General features: G+C 72.0%; 16 protein-coding genes and 1 pseudogene. 6 read left to right on the top strand and 11 right to left on the bottom strand.

Annotated features, from left to right (window positions below; all coding sequences use genetic code 11):
- Nucleotides 1-264 (bottom strand): annotated as a pseudogene (locus C1J01_RS37060) (hypothetical protein); the annotation flags it as partial.
- A gap of 49 nt (nucleotides 265-313) precedes the next feature.
- Here C1J01_RS37060 and C1J01_RS37055 point away from each other — a divergent pair.
- Nucleotides 314-802: a MarR family transcriptional regulator gene (locus tag C1J01_RS37055; RefSeq protein WP_235854917.1), complete on the top strand. Its 489-nt coding sequence runs from the start codon at nucleotides 314-316 to the stop codon at nucleotides 800-802.
- Entirely contained in the window at nucleotides 799-1,743 is a 945-nt protein-coding gene (locus C1J01_RS37050; RefSeq protein WP_111183629.1) for a hypothetical protein, read from the top strand. Before C1J01_RS37055 ends, C1J01_RS37050 begins: the two co-directional genes overlap by 4 nt.
- Nucleotides 1,744-1,749: 6 nt before the next feature.
- Here C1J01_RS37050 and C1J01_RS37045 read toward each other — a convergent pair whose 3' ends face one another.
- A complete protein-coding gene (locus C1J01_RS37045; RefSeq protein ID WP_111183628.1) occupies nucleotides 1,750-2,457 on the bottom strand; it encodes a TetR/AcrR family transcriptional regulator in 708 nt (235 codons plus the stop codon).
- Between the two features lie 101 nt (nucleotides 2,458-2,558).
- Between C1J01_RS37045 and C1J01_RS37040 the strand changes: the two genes are divergently transcribed.
- On the top strand, nucleotides 2,559-3,779 hold the full coding sequence (locus C1J01_RS37040; protein ID WP_111183627.1) for a saccharopine dehydrogenase family protein: 1,221 nt from the start codon (nucleotides 2,559-2,561) through the stop codon (nucleotides 3,777-3,779).
- Between the two features lie 2 nt (nucleotides 3,780-3,781).
- On the opposite strand, the gene C1J01_RS37035 is transcribed toward C1J01_RS37040, so the two are convergent.
- On the bottom strand, nucleotides 3,782-4,057 hold the full coding sequence (locus C1J01_RS37035; RefSeq protein ID WP_111183626.1) for a hypothetical protein: 276 nt from the start codon (nucleotides 4,055-4,057) through the stop codon (nucleotides 3,782-3,784).
- Nucleotides 4,058-4,268: 211 nt separating this feature from the next.
- Here C1J01_RS37035 and ilvD point away from each other — a divergent pair, with 211 nt between their 5' ends.
- Nucleotides 4,269-5,918, top strand: coding sequence for a dihydroxy-acid dehydratase (gene ilvD, locus C1J01_RS37030; RefSeq protein WP_111183625.1), 1,650 nt, complete (start codon nucleotides 4,269-4,271; stop codon nucleotides 5,916-5,918).
- 259 nt (nucleotides 5,919-6,177) lie between these two features.
- On the opposite strand, the gene C1J01_RS37025 is transcribed toward ilvD, so the two are convergent.
- The 4 genes from C1J01_RS37025 to C1J01_RS37010 all read right to left on the bottom strand — a co-directional run bounded on the left by C1J01_RS37025 (nucleotide 6,178) and on the right by C1J01_RS37010 (nucleotide 9,059).
- Nucleotides 6,178-6,546, bottom strand: a complete 369-nt coding sequence (locus C1J01_RS37025; RefSeq protein ID WP_111183624.1) for a hypothetical protein — start codon at nucleotides 6,544-6,546, stop codon at nucleotides 6,178-6,180.
- Nucleotides 6,547-6,752: 206 nt separating this feature from the next.
- Nucleotides 6,753-7,646, bottom strand: coding sequence for a sigma-70 family RNA polymerase sigma factor (locus C1J01_RS37020; RefSeq protein WP_111183623.1), 894 nt, complete (start codon nucleotides 7,644-7,646; stop codon nucleotides 6,753-6,755).
- 9 nt (nucleotides 7,647-7,655) lie between these two features.
- Complete coding sequence (locus C1J01_RS37015) at nucleotides 7,656-8,042, bottom strand: STAS domain-containing protein (RefSeq protein ID WP_111183622.1); 387 nt, start codon at nucleotides 8,040-8,042, stop codon at nucleotides 7,656-7,658.
- Nucleotides 8,043-8,081: 39 nt separating this feature from the next.
- A complete protein-coding gene (locus C1J01_RS37010) occupies nucleotides 8,082-9,059 on the bottom strand; it encodes a phosphotriesterase family protein (protein ID WP_111183621.1) in 978 nt (325 codons plus the stop codon).
- Between the two features lie 218 nt (nucleotides 9,060-9,277).
- Between C1J01_RS37010 and C1J01_RS53285 the strand changes: the two genes are divergently transcribed.
- Together C1J01_RS53285 and C1J01_RS37005 are read left to right on the top strand one after the other, a co-directional pair.
- The gene (locus C1J01_RS53285) at nucleotides 9,278-9,403 is read left to right on the top strand and encodes a hypothetical protein (protein WP_268958778.1); all 126 of its coding nucleotides are present in this window, start codon (nucleotides 9,278-9,280) and stop codon (nucleotides 9,401-9,403) included.
- A 70-nt stretch (nucleotides 9,404-9,473) separates the two neighbouring features.
- Complete coding sequence (locus tag C1J01_RS37005) at nucleotides 9,474-10,460, top strand: aldo/keto reductase (RefSeq protein WP_111183620.1); 987 nt, start codon at nucleotides 9,474-9,476, stop codon at nucleotides 10,458-10,460.
- On the opposite strand, the gene metG is transcribed toward C1J01_RS37005, so the two are convergent.
- The 4 genes from metG to C1J01_RS36985 form a co-directional block, all read right to left on the bottom strand.
- Complete coding sequence (gene metG / locus C1J01_RS37000; RefSeq protein WP_111183619.1) at nucleotides 10,420-11,868, bottom strand: methionine--tRNA ligase; 1,449 nt, start codon at nucleotides 11,866-11,868, stop codon at nucleotides 10,420-10,422. The genes C1J01_RS37005 and metG overlap by 41 nt on opposite strands.
- 111 nt (nucleotides 11,869-11,979) lie before the next feature.
- A complete protein-coding gene (locus tag C1J01_RS36995) occupies nucleotides 11,980-13,239 on the bottom strand; it encodes an APC family permease (protein WP_268958777.1) in 1,260 nt (419 codons plus the stop codon).
- 79 nt (nucleotides 13,240-13,318) lie between these two features.
- Nucleotides 13,319-13,777 carry a universal stress protein gene (locus C1J01_RS36990; protein WP_111183618.1) on the bottom strand — a complete coding sequence of 153 codons (459 nt, stop codon included), beginning with the start codon at nucleotides 13,775-13,777 and terminating at the stop codon, nucleotides 13,319-13,321.
- A 28-nt stretch (nucleotides 13,778-13,805) separates the two neighbouring features.
- On the bottom strand, nucleotides 13,806-14,426 hold the full coding sequence (locus tag C1J01_RS36985; protein WP_181449178.1) for a DUF998 domain-containing protein: 621 nt from the start codon (nucleotides 14,424-14,426) through the stop codon (nucleotides 13,806-13,808).
- Nucleotides 14,427-14,566: the final 140 nt, after the last annotated feature.

The raw sequence follows: 14,566 nt of genomic DNA, 5'->3' as shown, positions 1-14,566 counted from the left end.
GAGCGGCACGGCGCGGCGCGGCCGGCGGGGGTCGGTCAGCAGGGCCCATCGATCGTCCGACAGCGGGGCTCCCGGCGGGAGGGCGGCGGCGAAGAGGGAGACGCGCAGGCGGGTGGTGAAGCCGCCCAGGAACATCACCCACCGGTCACCGATGCGGTGCACGTCGGGGTCGCTCACCCCGAAGACGTTGCGCACGGGGAGGCCGTCGAGCATGTCGAACAAGACCGCCTCGCCGCGGGCGCCCGTCGCACGCCACTGATCCATTTCTCTCCAAATCGGAATATCTTCGTTTTCGAGAGAATAAGCTGGCGTCGTGAACGTCGACAAGGGCCGCCTGGCCGATCGCCTCAGGACCATGACGGTCGCCTTCGCCCGGCTCGGCGAGGACTTCGACCATCGCTACGGCCTGCACGGCTTCGAGGGCGCGGCGCTGCTGGCCGCGGTCGAGGCGCACACCGCCGGCGACCCGATCACGCCCGGCCGGCTGGGCGCGCTGCTGCGGTTGCCGTCGGCCTCGGTGACCGCCCTGGTCGACCGGATGGAGCGCGACGGCCATCTCCACCGCGTGCGCGACGACCGCGACCGCCGCCGCGTCCGCGTCGTCCCGTCCGCGCCGGCGCTCGCCGCCTGGCAGGAGTACTGGGGCGGCCTCGGCGATCGTGTGCTCGCCGCGCTGGACGAGTTCGCCCCCGGCGACCTCGCCGCCGCCGAACGTTTCCTGACCCGCATGACCGAGGTCGCCGAGGACTTCCGTCAGGGTGGCGCGGACGCCTCCCCCGCGGGCGATACGGTCGGAGGGTGAGCACACCAGCGTTCGACACCGTGATCGCCCAGGCGCGTGACCTGCTCAGGTGGCGTTCTCCGCTGCGCACCGAGCTGTGGGCGGCCCGGCTCACGGCCGAGCTGGAGGAGAGCGGGCAGGCGGAGCCGTTCCTGGGCCGGCTGCGCGACGACGGCGGCCAGGAGGCGCGCCTGACCCTCGCCGCCCTGGCCGCGGTCGGCGGCGCCGACGCCGCCGACGCGGCGCGGACCCTGCCCGGCTGGGTGCACCGGATGGGCCGGGTGACCTGCGAGGGCGGCTGGTACGGCAAGGCCGACCCCTACGGCGAGCAGGTCCTGGCCGTCCTGTCGTTCCGCTACGAGAACGGCAAGGAGCCCCACATCCTCGTCGTCGGCCTCGGCCAGCCCCAGGGCGGCCTGGCCGTGGACGCGCTGGTGGAGGAGACGACGTTCCTCGACGAGCTGGGGCTGCGCCCGGCCGAGCCCGGCGTGGTCGCGGGCCGCGTCCTCGACGCGTTCGAGCTGGGCGAGCAGATCATGGGGGCGGCGGTCGCCGACACGCTGCCGGGCGTCCGGCCGCTGGCGACGGCCCGCGCGCTGGCGGTGCCGGGGCTCGTGCGCGGGGCGCCCGACGACACCGTGGACCGCTTCGAGGAGGTGCCCGATCTGCCGGGGGCGCGGGAGGCGTTCGACAAGCTCGCGGAGTTCCTCGGCGACCGGCCGCTGTGGTGGAGCCCGGCGCGCGTCTCGCAGTTCCTGACGTCGTGGCTGCCCCGGGAGGCGATCCTGTCGGAGGCCGCGATCGCAGCCGTGCCGGAGGTCGTACGGGCCTGGACCCGCTACTGCGGCGACCAGCCGGCGGTGTTGCGCCAGATCGACGAGGACGCGCCCCGCCTGCCCGCGCTCATGGCCGACGAGTCGCTGGCCGGCCTCGGCAAGCGACTCGCCCGACGGCGTCCCTGACCGTCGTCACGCGTCCACCGCGCGCAGCTGGGCGGCGGCGCTGCTGAGCAGCATGTCGAGCGCGGTGGGGTAGGCGCTGTCGTTCATCCGGGCCACCAGCAGCGGCGCGGTGGCGGCGATGTTCGGATGGGTCTCGGCCGGCAGCCGCGCGTACGTGTCGCGCCACACCTCCTCGTCGGCCTCCCGCGCGGTCTTCGGCAGGGCCAGCGTGGCGGCGTCGAGGATGGCGAAGGCCAGGCTCTGGTCGATGAAGGCGTGGTAGATCCGCACCGCGTCGGCGTCGGGGAACCCGGCCCCGCGCAGGACGCCGAGGATCGTCTCGTCGCTGGCCACCTCGTTCGGCCGCCCGGTCACCCGGCTCGCGGTCAGCACGGCGGCCTGCGGGTGCGCCAGATAGGCGTGGTGGATCCGCAACCCGAGATCCCGCAGGTCGGCGCGCCAGTCGCCGGTGGGCCGCCAGTCGGCCATCGCGTGCCCGAACAGCTCGTCGGCGATCGCCAGGATCAGGTCGTCCATGCCGCGGAAGTAGCGGTAGACGGTGCTGGCGTCCGCGCCGAGCGCGAGGCCGAGGCGGCGCGCGGTCAGCCCGTCGGCGCCGTGCTCGCGCAACATCCGCAGCGCGGTCTCGACGATGAGCCCGTGCGTGAGCACCTGCCCCTGCTTGGTCGGACGCCGCCGCCGGCGGTCCGACTCCGGCACCACCCGCTTGGCCATGGGCCCGCCTCCTTATGCCAACGCCATTGACGTTGATCAGTCTACTGGCATTGGATGGATGACACACCCCCCGAAACCTGCATATAAGGGGATTTATCGTCATGCGCATCCTTCTTGTGGGAGCGGGCGGGGTCGGCACCGCCATCACCCGGATCGCCGCACGCCGCCCGTTCTTCGAGCACATGGTCGTCGCCGACTACGACCTCCCCCGCGCCAAGGCGGCCGTCGCCGCGCTCGGCGACAAGGCCCACCGCTTCACCCCCGTCAGGCTCGACGCGGCCGACGAGGAGGCCGTCACCGCGACGCTCCGCGAGCACCGCTGCGACGTGCTGCTGAACGCCACCGACCCGCGTTTCGTGCTGCCGTTGTTCGACGCGGCGCTGGCGGCCGACGCCGACTACCTCGACATGGCGCTGTCGATGTCGAAGCCGCACCCCGACCGGCCGTACCAGAAGGTCGGGATCAAGCTCGGGGACGAGCAGTTCGCCCGGACGGCCGAATGGGTCAACCGGGGCCGGCTGGCTCTGGTCGGCATGGGCGTGGAGCCGGGCCTCGCCGACGTGTTCGCCCGCTACGCCGCCGACGAGCTCTTCGACGAGATCGAGGAGATCGGCATCAGGGACGGCGCCAACCTGACCGTCGAGGGCTACGACTTCGCGCCGTCGTTCTCCATCTGGACCACCATCGAGGAGTGCCTGAACCCGCCGCTGATCTACGAGAAGGACCGCGGCTGGTACACCACCGAGCCGTTCAGCGAGCCGGAGGTCTTCGACTTCCCCGACGGGATCGGCCCCGTGGAGTGCGTGAACGTCGAGCACGAGGAGGTCGTGCTGGTGCCGCGGTGGATCCCGGCCCAGCGGGTGACCTTCAAGTACGGCCTCGGCGAGGAGTTCATCGGCACCCTGAAGACCCTGCACGCGCTCGGCGTGGACCGCACCGAGCCGGTCGCCGTCCGCACCGACCAGGGCACCGCCAAGGTGTCGCCGCGTGACGTGGTGGCCGCCGTGCTGCCCGACCCGGCGGAGCTGGGCGACCGCATGCGCGGCAAGACCTGCGCCGGCACCTGGGTGAAGGGCGTCAAGGACGGCCGCCCGCGCGAGGTGTACCTCTACCACGTGGTCGACAACGAGTGGTCGATGCGCGAGTACGGCTCACAGGCCGTGGTCTGGCAGACCGCCGTCAACCCGGTGGCCGCCCTGGAGCTGATGGCCGAAGGCGTCTGGAAGGGCGCCGGCGTGCTCGGCCCCGAGGCGTTCGAGCCCCGCCCGTTCCTGGACCTGTTGGTCGAGTACGGCTCCCCGTGGGGCCTGCGCGAACAGTGACCTCAATCACCGGTGAACGACCGCTTCACCGCGGCGAAGTCGAGAGTGACGTGGTTCTGCGTGAAGCAGTCGGCCTGTCGTGTGCCGAGCTCCTGACCGCATCCCCCGCATACCAGGTTGGGGCCGTCGAGCCCGTCGAGGCCGTGGCACCCGCTCCGCCGACCGGGATCGGGGTGGGGCTCGGCCCCCACCAGGTCCTCCGGGTGGATCACGAACCCGATCGGCTCGTGGACCCACTCGTTCCCACGGGTGTTGCGGGCGTACGTCCCGCGCGGCATCCGAGGGGGCCGGACTCTGTCGCCGGGTGTCTCCGCCGGCGGAACCGGTGGCGGCAGGGGGACATCCACGAGCCGCGGGGTGACGGGCCTGTCACAGGAAGCGCATGTGAAATGCGGCATGGCAGGCATTGTCCAGGAAGCCCCGGACGCGGGGTGCGGAAGCGGTCGATGGATCATTGAGGTCCAGGACCCGTACACCGGAGGAGCCCCTTTGAGCATCGCCGACGACCCCGACCGCGCACCGGCCCGCTCCCATCTGTACGCCATGGGCATGACGGATGAGGAGATGCGCCGGCCCGTGGTCGGCATCGCCTCCACCTGGACCGGCACCATGCCGTGCAACCTGAACCACCGCCAGCTGGCCGCCCAGGTGGCCGAGGGCGTGCGCGCGGCGGGCGGGACGCCGATGGAGTTCAACACCATCGCCGTCTCCGACAACCTCACCATGCACACCCCCGGCATGCGCACCTCCCTGATCAGTCGCGAGGTCATCGCCGACTCGATCGAGCTCATGGGCCGCGCGCACGGCTTCGACGCGCTGGTGGCCATCGTCGGCTGCGACAAGACGGTGCCCGCGGCGATCATGGCGCTGGCCCGGCTGGACGTGCCGTCGGTCGTCCTCTACAGCGGCAGCATGATGCCGGGCCGCTGGCGGGGGCGCGACGTCACGATCCAGGACATGTGGGAGGCGCTCGGCGAGCGCGAGGTGGGCCGGATGGATCAGGCCGACCTGGACGACCTGGCCCGGCACGCCTGCCCCGGCGCCGGCACGTGCGCCGCCCAGTACACCGCCAACACCATGGGCGCGGTCGCCGACTTCCTGGGCCTGGCGCCGTTCGGCATCGGGGACATCCCGGCGGTGGCGGAGGAGAAGGACGCCGCGGCGCGCCGCGTGGGCGAGATCGCCATGGAGGCGCTCGCCCGCGACGCCCGCCCGTCGCGGGTGCTCACCGAAGACGCCCTGCACAACGCGATCGTCTCGGTGGCGGCCATGGGCGGCTCCACGAACGCGGTGCTGCACCTGCTGGCCATCGCCCGCGAGGCCGGGCTGCCACTGGAGATCGACCGGATCGGCGAGGTCTGCCGCCAGGTCCCGATCATCACGGGGCTGAAGCCCAGCGGCGGCGACGCCACGGCGCTCGACCTGTGGCGGGCCGGCGGCACCTCGCTGGTGGTGCGCCGCCTGCTGGAGGCCGGGCTGCTGCGCGAGAACGTCACGCTGGTGGACGGCCGCACCCTCGCCGACGTGGCCGCCGGCGCGCGGGAGACGCCGGGGCAGCAGGTCGTGGCGAGCGCGGACAAGCCGTTCAAGCAGCGCGGCGCGCTGGCGATCCTGCGCGGCTCGCTCGCGCCGGACGGCTGCGTGCTCAAGCTGGGCGGCAAGGACGACTTCCGCCACGAGGGCCCCGCCAGGGTCTTCGACTCGGAGAACGACTGCTACACCGCCATCATGGACGGCCGCATCGTGCCGGGCGACGTCATCGTGGTCCGCTACGAGGGCCCGGCCGGCGGCCCCGGCATGCGCGAGATGCTCTCGATCACCGGCCCGCTGGTCGGCCGGGGTCTCGGCAGCTCGGTGGCGCTGGTCACCGACGGCCGCTTCAGCGGCGTCTCGCACGGGCTGGTGATCGGTCACGTGGCGCCCGAGGCGTACCACGGGGGGCCGATCGCGCTGGTGCGCGACGGCGACCCGGTGGTGATCGACAGCGCGGCCGGCACGCTCGACGTGCTGGTGCCGGAGGCCGAGCTGGCCGAGCGGCGGGCCGCGTGGCGGCGGCCGGAGCGGGTGGTCGAGCGCGGCGTGCTCGCCAAGTACGTCACCACGGTCGGCTCCGCCTCCGACGGAGCGGTCACGGTCTGATACCAGGGACGGAACAGCAGGTAAGGGCGGCTATGCTGCCATTGACGTTTGCGGTGCCCGCATGGGCGTTTCAGAGGAGACTGACGACGATGTACAAGGAGTTCGCCCAAGAGCTTGTGATGTGGCTGGTCCCGGTCGTGGTGCTGATCGGGGTAGCGCTCCTCGTCACCCAATGAGCACTCTCTGAACACCGAACAAGCACCATCTGAGCACCGTACGAACGAAGGGGCCGGCCGTCCGCCGGCCCCTTCGCCGGTTCTCAGCGGTAGTACCGGTAGTTGACGGTCGTGTTCACGTACTGGTTGAAGTCGGCGAAGCCGTCCAGGTACCGGTTGTAGGCGTTGGACAGGCTCCGGGAGCGCACGGTGCAGGAGGCCCACTTCGTCCTCTTGGCCCTGATGCTGCCGACGTGGTCGTAGCAGGTGCCCACATTCCTGCCGTTGATCCTGAGGCGGGCGTTGAGCCGGACGTCGAAGATGTTGGTCCGCGAGACGTTCCTGATGCGGACCCTGATCTGGCAGGTGTCGCGGCAGCGGCCGAAATACACCTTGGTGCGGATGAGCTGAGCCGATGCGGTGGTGGCCGTCAGGCCGGACGATTCCGCCGACGCGGCGGCGGGCGCCGCCATGAGCGAGGCTGCGGCAGCGGCGACTAAGACCGTTCCGGCCAGGCTTTTAACCATATTTCCCCCAGTTCGACGCGGTCGCTTCCCCCTGTTGGCCGCGACCGGTATTCGACATTTAGCAAAATGTCGGAGAAAGCGTAATTTCCCACGCGCCGACTGATATGGAACGGTTATCTACTTATATCCGCCTTATTCCCCCAGGCAGCCCCTCACGACGCCCACGCGAGCAGCGGGCTGCCCTCCTTGAGCCGTTTCAGGCCCTGCTTCTCCAACTGCCGGATGCGTTCTCTCGTCAGGCCCAGCCGCGCCGCGATCTGCGCGTAGCTCTCCGCCTCCCGCCCGGCCAGCCCGTACCTGAGCCTGATCACGTACGCCTCCCGCGGCGGCAGGTCCATGAGCAGCCGCCGCAGCTCCTCGCCGAGCAGCCGCCGCTCGGCCACCTCGTGCACCTGCGGCCCGTCGTCGTCGGCGATCATGTCACCGATCCGGCCGTCGCCGTTCTCCCCGACCGGGATGTCCAGGCTGACGACGTCCTGGGCGAGCCGGCGTAAGACCGCGACCTGCGCGGGCGAGCGTTCGGCGGCCGTGGCCAGCTCGTCGTCCGTCGGGTCGCGCCCGAGGACGACGCCGAGCCGCCGCTCGATCCTGAGCAGCCGCGACAGCTCCTCCCCCACGTGCACCGGAAGCCGGACGGTGCGGCCCTTGTCGTGGATGCCGCGCTCGATCGCCTGCCGGATCCACCACATCCCGTACGTGGAGAACTTGTAACCGCGCCGGTAGTCGAACTTCTCCACCGCCCTGATCAGCCCGAGGTTGCCCTCCTGGATGAGGTCGAGCAGCGGCAGCCCGCGGTGGGCGTAGCGCCTGGCGGCGGCGACCACCAGCCGCAGGTTGGCGCGGATGAGCAGGTCCTTGGCCTGCCGCCCGTCGCGGACGAGGGCTTCGAGCTCAGGGGTGCCCTCGCCGCGATCGACGAGATGGCGCGCGTACAGACCTGCCTCGATGCGCCGGGCGAGGTCCACCTCGTCCGCGGCGGTGAGCAGGGGGGTCCTGCCGATCTGCTCCAAATACATGCCGAGCAGATCGGGCTCGTCGGCCGGCATGCACCCGCACTACCCACTGAACGGCGGCGAATTCCCTGCTTCGTTGAGTTCGGCGATGGCCAGCTCGGCCGTGCTGCGGATGTCGAAGAACTTGTCGAGCGCGGTGATCGCGAACAGGTGCTTGCAGCGGCCGTTGAGCCCCGACAGCAGCAGCCGCCCGCCGGAGGCGGTGACCGCCTTGTGCAGGTAGACCAGCACGGACAGGCCCGAGGAGTCGCAGACGCTGACCGCCTGCATGTCGATGACGAGCAACGGGGGCTGGGTGAGATCGAGGGCCTTGGTGACGCGGTCGCGCACCTCCGCGGCGGAGCCGAAGTCGAAATCCCCCGTCAACCGCGCGATGACGCAGGGTCCCTGGAGCCCGAGGCTGATCGACAAGGCCTGCTCCGAAGTCACCCAGTTCCACCCACCCGCGTCGCTGTCCCGACCCCCACTTTACGAGAAGTAGCGCTTCGGGTTGAACACCAGCATCTGCTCGATCTGGTCATCGGTCACGCCGGAGTCGCGCAGTGCGGCCAAGACGTCGTCGTGGATGTGATCGTAGCGCCAGTTGGGCAGCAGGGTGGAGCGGCTATCGTCCCAGGCGCCGCCGTAGTAGTCCATGAAGCAGGCGGTGTCGTGGCTGAGGACCATGCGGTCGGCGTACCCGCGCCGGCACAGCTCGGCGATGGTGGCCACGCGCCGCTCGCCCGGGTTGTAGACGTCGAGGCCGAAGCGGTCCATGCCGAGGACGGCGCCGGTGTCGGCCAGGCGCATGAGGTAGTCGACGTCGTTGCTGTCGCCGGCGTGCCCGACGACCACCTTCGTCAGGTCGACGCCCTCCTTGGCGAACAGGTCGAGCGCGAGCGGCGCCGTTTTGGCGTGGGAGTTGGTGTGGACGGTGATCGGCGCCCCGGTGCGCACGTGGGCCTGCGCCACGGCCCGGCAGATGCGCTCGACCCCGGGCGTGAGGCCCTTCTCCTCGACCACGCACTTGAGGAACGCCGCCTTCACGCCGGTGTCGGCGATGCCCTCGGTCAGGTCGCGGACGAAGTCGTCCACCATCGGGTCGGGGCCGTCGAAGACCGTGCCGGGCCCGCGGAAGCGGTACTGGTGGGGCAGCTCCTCGAAGGCGTAGATGCCGGTGGCGGCGATGATGTTGAGGCCCGGCACCTGCTCGGCGATCCGCTGGATGCGCGGGATGTAGCGGCCGAGGCCCCACACCGTCGGGTCGGCGATCGTCCGCACTCCCTTCGCCGCCACCGCGTTGAGCTTGGCGACGGCGTCGGCGACCCGGAACTCCTCGTCCCACCAGGCGCCCCGGCCGTAGTTGTCGAGGTGTTCGGTGGCCACCACGAAGACGTGCTCGTGCATGAGCGTCTGCCCGAGCTCGCCGACGTCGACGGGGCCGCGTACGGTCTCCACGGTCGGCATGCCCTCACCTCCGTACCATCCGGCCTGTTGGCAAACTTAGGCGTCGCGTTGATCGCCGTCAACGAGGCCCCCAGAGGCGTACCAAAACCGTCAAATGGATCTTTCGTGTCCGGAGCGTCAGCGACAGTTCACCGTCTGGACACAAAGCCGGTACCCATTTGTACAACTTTGTGCCAAAGTATGGTCGCAACAGTAGTTCTGACCTGTGAGGTAGAGAGTTGTCCGAGTTTCTGGCCTCGCTGCTCGCCAAGGCCGCCCTCATGCTCCTCGAAGCGCTGATCATGCGCCTCGTCCAGACCTTCGCCGCGTCACTCCTCCGTCCCGCGGCCCCCCGACCTGCTTGACCTGGAGTCCACTCCAGCGACCAGACTCCTGTCACGGCCCGCGGACATGGGCCGGGATGGGAGCGACACCATGAAGTACCGGACGATCGGCACCGACCCGGCGACGCGGCGCGAGGTGAGCGCACTGGCCCTCGGCGCGATGCTGTTCGGTTCCGTGACCGACGAGCGGACGTCTTTCGCCGTCCTCGACCGCTATGTCGAGGCGGGCGGGACGTTCATCGACACCTCCGACAACTACGCCTTCTGGGTCGACGGCGGCCAGGGCGGGCAGAGCGAGGACCTGCTCGGGCGCTGGCTGCGCAGCCGGGGCGTCCGTGACGAGCTCGTGATCGCCACCAAGGTGGGCGCACGGCCGCTCGCGCCCGGCACCGGCTACGTCGACAACGGCGAGGGACTGTCCGCGAAGGTGATCCGGGAGTCCGCCGAACGCAGCCGCGAACGGCTCGGCGTCGAGCGGATCGACCTGCTCTACGCGCACATCGAGGACCGTACGGTTCCCCTGGCCGAGACGGTCGGGGCCTTCGGCGAGCTGGTGGCCGAGGGCACGGTGGGGCTGCTCGGAGCGAGCAACCACGCGATCTGGCGGGTGGAACGCGCGCGCGCCCTGGCCGCGGCGGCGGGGCTGCCCGGCTACGAGGTGCTGCAGTACCAGCACAGTCACCTGCGTCCGCGCTCCGACGTGCCCAGCCCGCTCTTCCAGGACGGCAGCCTCGGGCACGCCGGCCCCGAACTGCTGAGCTACCTGCGGGCCGAGCCGGACCTCACGCTGGTGGCCTACTCGCCGTTGCTGGCCGGCGCGTACGTCAGGCAGGACAAGCCGCTGCCCCCCGACTACGACCACCCCGGCACTCCGGCCCGGCTGGAGGTGCTGCGCCAGGTCGCGCGGGAGTGCGGGGCGAGCGTGAACCAGGTGGTGCTGGCCTGGCAGATGGGCGGCCCGTTCCCGATCATCCCGCTGGCCGGGGCGTCGTCGGTGACCCAGTTGGAGGAGAACCTCGCCGCCGTGGACCTGGAGCTCAGCCAGGACCAGCGCTCCCGCCTGGACGCCGCCCACTGACGGCCGGCGTGCTCAGGCGCGGGAACAGCGGTTCAGGGCGGGACAGCCGGGTGCCGCCCACCGCCGCCGCCACCCGCGCCGCCGCCGTCGGCAGAAAGGGCTCCAGCTGAACGGCCAGCGCCCGGCAGGTGTGCACCAGCGTGCCGAGCGACCGTTCCCGCCCGGCGGTGTCCTGCTGCCAGGGGCGGGTGAGCTCGACGTACTTGTTGGCCTCGTCCACGAGCCGCCGGACGGCCCCGGCCGCCCGCCGGAAGTCGAAGTCCGCCAGCGCCTCGTGCACCGCCTCCGCCACGTCGGCCGGCGGCTCGCCCGGCGGGGGCACATGGCCGTCCAGGAACCGGCAGACCATGGCGGCCACCCGGCTGACCAGGTTCCCGAGGCCGCCGGCGAGGTCCTCGTCGGCCCTGGTGACCAGGCGCGCCTCGGTGAAATCGGCGTCCCCCACGCGCGGCACCTCGCGCAGCAGCCACCACCGCACGGCGTCCACCCCGTACGCGTCCACGAGCGCCACGGGGTCGGCGGCGTTCCCCGACGACTTGCTGATCTTGCGGCCGTTCGCGGTGAGGTAGTCGTGCACGACGATCGCCGACGGCAGCGGCAGCCCGGGCGACAACAACATCGCCGGCCAGTACACCGCGTGGAAGCGGATCACGCCCTTGCCCACGAGGTGGACCTTGCGCGGCTCGCGCTCCCACCAGCGCTCGTAGTCGCCGCCGCCGAGCGCGGTCACGTAGTTGGCCAGCGCGTCCCACCAGACGTAGACGACCTGGCCGGGGTCGCCGGGCACCGGGATGCCCCAGCCGCGTGCCCGCGCGGCCGAGCGGGAGACGCTGATGTCGTCCAGCCCGGCCCGCAGGAACGCGAGCACCTCGTTGCGCCGCGCCGCGGGCTCGACGCGCAGCCGCCCGCCGCCGATGAGGTCGAGCAGGGCGTCCCGGTAGCGGGAGAGCCGGAAGAACCAGTTCACCTCGGACACCGGCTGCAGCGGCGCCTCGTGCCCGTCAGGGCAGGGGCCCTGCGGGTAGAACTGCTCGCAGCCCACGCAGTAGAGGCCCTCGTAGTGACGGGTGTAGAGGTCGTGCGCGGTGGCCTGCCAGATGCGCTCGACGCCGGGGCGGTGGCCGGGGTGGGCGCTCGTCCTGATGAAGGAGTCGAACGACAGGTCGAGCGGGCCGCGCAGGCCCTCGAAGGCGGCGGCGTTGCGGTCCACCAGCTCCCGCACCGGCACGCCCTCGGCCTCGGCGGCCAGCACGTTCTTCAGCGAGTTGTCGTCGGTGCCGGTCTGGAACCGTACGGGCTCGCCGCGCCGCCGATGGTGGCGGGCCAGCACGTCGGCCTGGACGAGCTCCAGCGCGTGGCCGAGATGGGGCCGGGCGTTGACGTAGGGGATGGTCGTCGTGATGTACATCGGATGCCTCCCGTGGGCCCCGGCACGACGAGAGGCCCCGGCTAGCAGGGCCTCGACATGCGGAAGTGAGCCCCTAGGGGGCCGTCATCAGCGCGCACGTCGTCATGGCGTTCATGGTAGCCGCCGCAGGGGGCGGCGGCGTACCAGATAAATCGCCAGCCCGGCGGCGAAGACGGCGAGACCGGCCAGCACCGAGGCGGCGGGCAGCGTGGCGGCCAGCGTCAGGCAGAGCACCAGCCCCAGCACCGGCACGGCGCGCGGCGGCGCGCCCTCCTCGCGGCCGAGCGTGAGCGCGGAGGCGTTCGCGATGCCGTAGTAGACGAGCACCCCGAACGACGAGAAGCCGATCGCCTCGCGCAGGTCGGCCACCAGCAGCAGCACGATCACCGCGACGCCGACCGCCGCCTCGGCCCGGCGGGGCACCTGCCGCACCGGGTCCACGGCGGCCAGCACCCCGGGCAGGTCGCGCTCCCTGGCCATGGCCAGCACCGTGCGGGAGACGCCGAGCAGCAGCGCGAGCAGCGCGCCGAGCGCCGCCACCGCCGCGCCGGCCTGCACGACCGGCGCGAGCCACCCGGCCCCGGCCTCGCGCACCACGTCGGCCAGCGGCGCGGTGGAGCGGGCCAGCGGCTCCGGCTTGAGCGCGCGCAGCGCGGCCAGGGCGACCAGCAGGTAGACGACGAGCGTGACGCCGAGCGCGATGCCGATGGCCCGGGGGATGGTGCGGGCGGGGTCGCGGACCTCCTCGCCGAGCGTGGCGATCCTGGCGTACCCGGCGAAGGCGAAGAAGAGCAGGCCGCCGCCCTGCAGCACGTCCCAGGCGGTGACGGGGGCGGGGAAGGGCTCGTGGGCGAACCAGCCGAAGGTGACGCGGTCGTCGCCGAACAGCCCGGCGACGATCACGGCGGCGAGCACGACCAGCACGAACGTCACGATCACCCGCGCCAGGCCGGCCGAGCGCTGCACGCCGAACAGGTTGAGCAGCGTCAGCGCGGCGACGGCGGCGACGGCCACCGGGCGTTCGTGTCCGGGGGCGACGTAGACGGCGAACGTGAGCGCCATCGCCGCGCACGAGGCCGTCTTGCCGACGGTGAAGCCCCAGCCCGCCAGGTAGCCCCACAGGGGGCCGAGCCGGCGGCGGCCGTAGACGTACGTGCCGCCCGACTCGGGGTGGACGGCGGCCAGGCGGGCCGAGGAGGTGGCGTTGCAGTACGCCACGACGGCGGCCAGGGCCAGCGAGAGCAGCAGCCATTCGTGCGCCGCGGCGGCGGCCGGCGCGAACGCGGCGAACACCCCCGCGCCGATCATCGCGCTCAGCCCGACGACCACCGCGTCGGTGGTGCCGAGCCGCCGCGCCAGCTCGTCGCGCAAGCCCCCGCCTCCTCTTTCACCTAGGAGGACCTACTTTGCCGCATTCGTCCCGAGCGGGCGGCAACGGGGAGGTGAACGGTCAGGTGTCCTTGTCCGGTCCGGGCACCACCAGGACGGGCCGGTGCGCGTGGTGCAGCACCCGGTCGGACGTGCTGCCGAGCAGCAGCGAGCGCACCCCGCCCAGCCCCCTGGTGCCGGTCACGATCAATTCGGCGTCCAGCTCGTCGGCCACGTCCACGATCGTGGACCAGACCGCCACGGAGTTGACGTCGCAGCGCGGCTGCGCGTCCAGACCGGCCTGGCGGGCGAGCTCGGCTCCCTGCTGGGACAGCTCGGTCATCGCGCGCTCGATCGCCGCGTCCTCCGCGCCGGTCTGGTCGAGCGCCACCATGAGGCCGGCCGAGGCCCTCGCCGCGGTCATCGCCACCCGTTCCCACACCGTCAGCACGACCGCGTCCCTGCCGCGGAACATCTGCCCGGCGAAGGTGATCGCCGTCTTGGCGTCGTCGGAACCGTCATACGCGATCAGTATCGTCATGGGCTCCCCCTATCCCCGGCGGCGGCTTTCACGCCTGCGCCAGGCCGGGGACCGCGCGGCGAGCCGGCCTGAGCATCGACAACCCGGCCAGCGCCAGCACGCCCAGCTCGGTCACCACGACGATCCGCTGGGTCAGCCCCGCCGGGATGTCGTCGTCGGCCGGCGGGAGGCCGGCCATGCGCACCACGTACGGGATCACGACCAGCACGAGCGCGGCCAGGGCGACGCCGCTGAGGACGCGCACCGCGCCGGCGTACCGGATCCGGGCGCGGGCCAGCAGCAGGCCCGCGATCGGCATCACCGCGAACGCGGCGAAGGCGGCGTAGCGGTGGATGCCGCCCGACAGCGACAGCGGCACGCCTGGCCGGTCGGTCGGGAAGGCGCCGATCAGGAACATGCTCGCCGCCCACGCCAGCAGCAGCACCACGACCCAGCGGCCGGCGCCCGCCCGGCGCAGCGCCTCGGCGATCAGCACACTGCCGGCGGCCAACGACGTCAGCGACGCCGTCAGCAGCCAGCCCGCGGGCTGGAAGGCGTACTCGCTGATCACGCTGCGCAGCGGGTCCAGGTCCGAACCTGCGTGCAGCGCGAGCATGGCGGCGCTGCCCGCGCCGATGGCCGCGAATCCACTGACGAGCAATCCCCTCATGCCTCCAAGCTCGTCGCAGACGGGCCCGGCGACCATCGGAGATCATCCCGAACCGGCCCTGAGGCGTCCCTTACGCCTTTGGTCGGACCCGGCCCCGGCCACGGCCGCTGACCTGCCGCGATCCCGCCCCTGATAGGGCC

It is taken from the genome of Nonomuraea aridisoli, assembly GCF_003236395.1.
GTDB classification, from domain to species: domain Bacteria; phylum Actinomycetota; class Actinomycetes; order Streptosporangiales; family Streptosporangiaceae; genus Nonomuraea; species Nonomuraea aridisoli.
The sequence above is the reverse complement of the archived record's forward strand: the minus strand, read 5'-3'. Positions and strand labels throughout refer to the sequence as shown.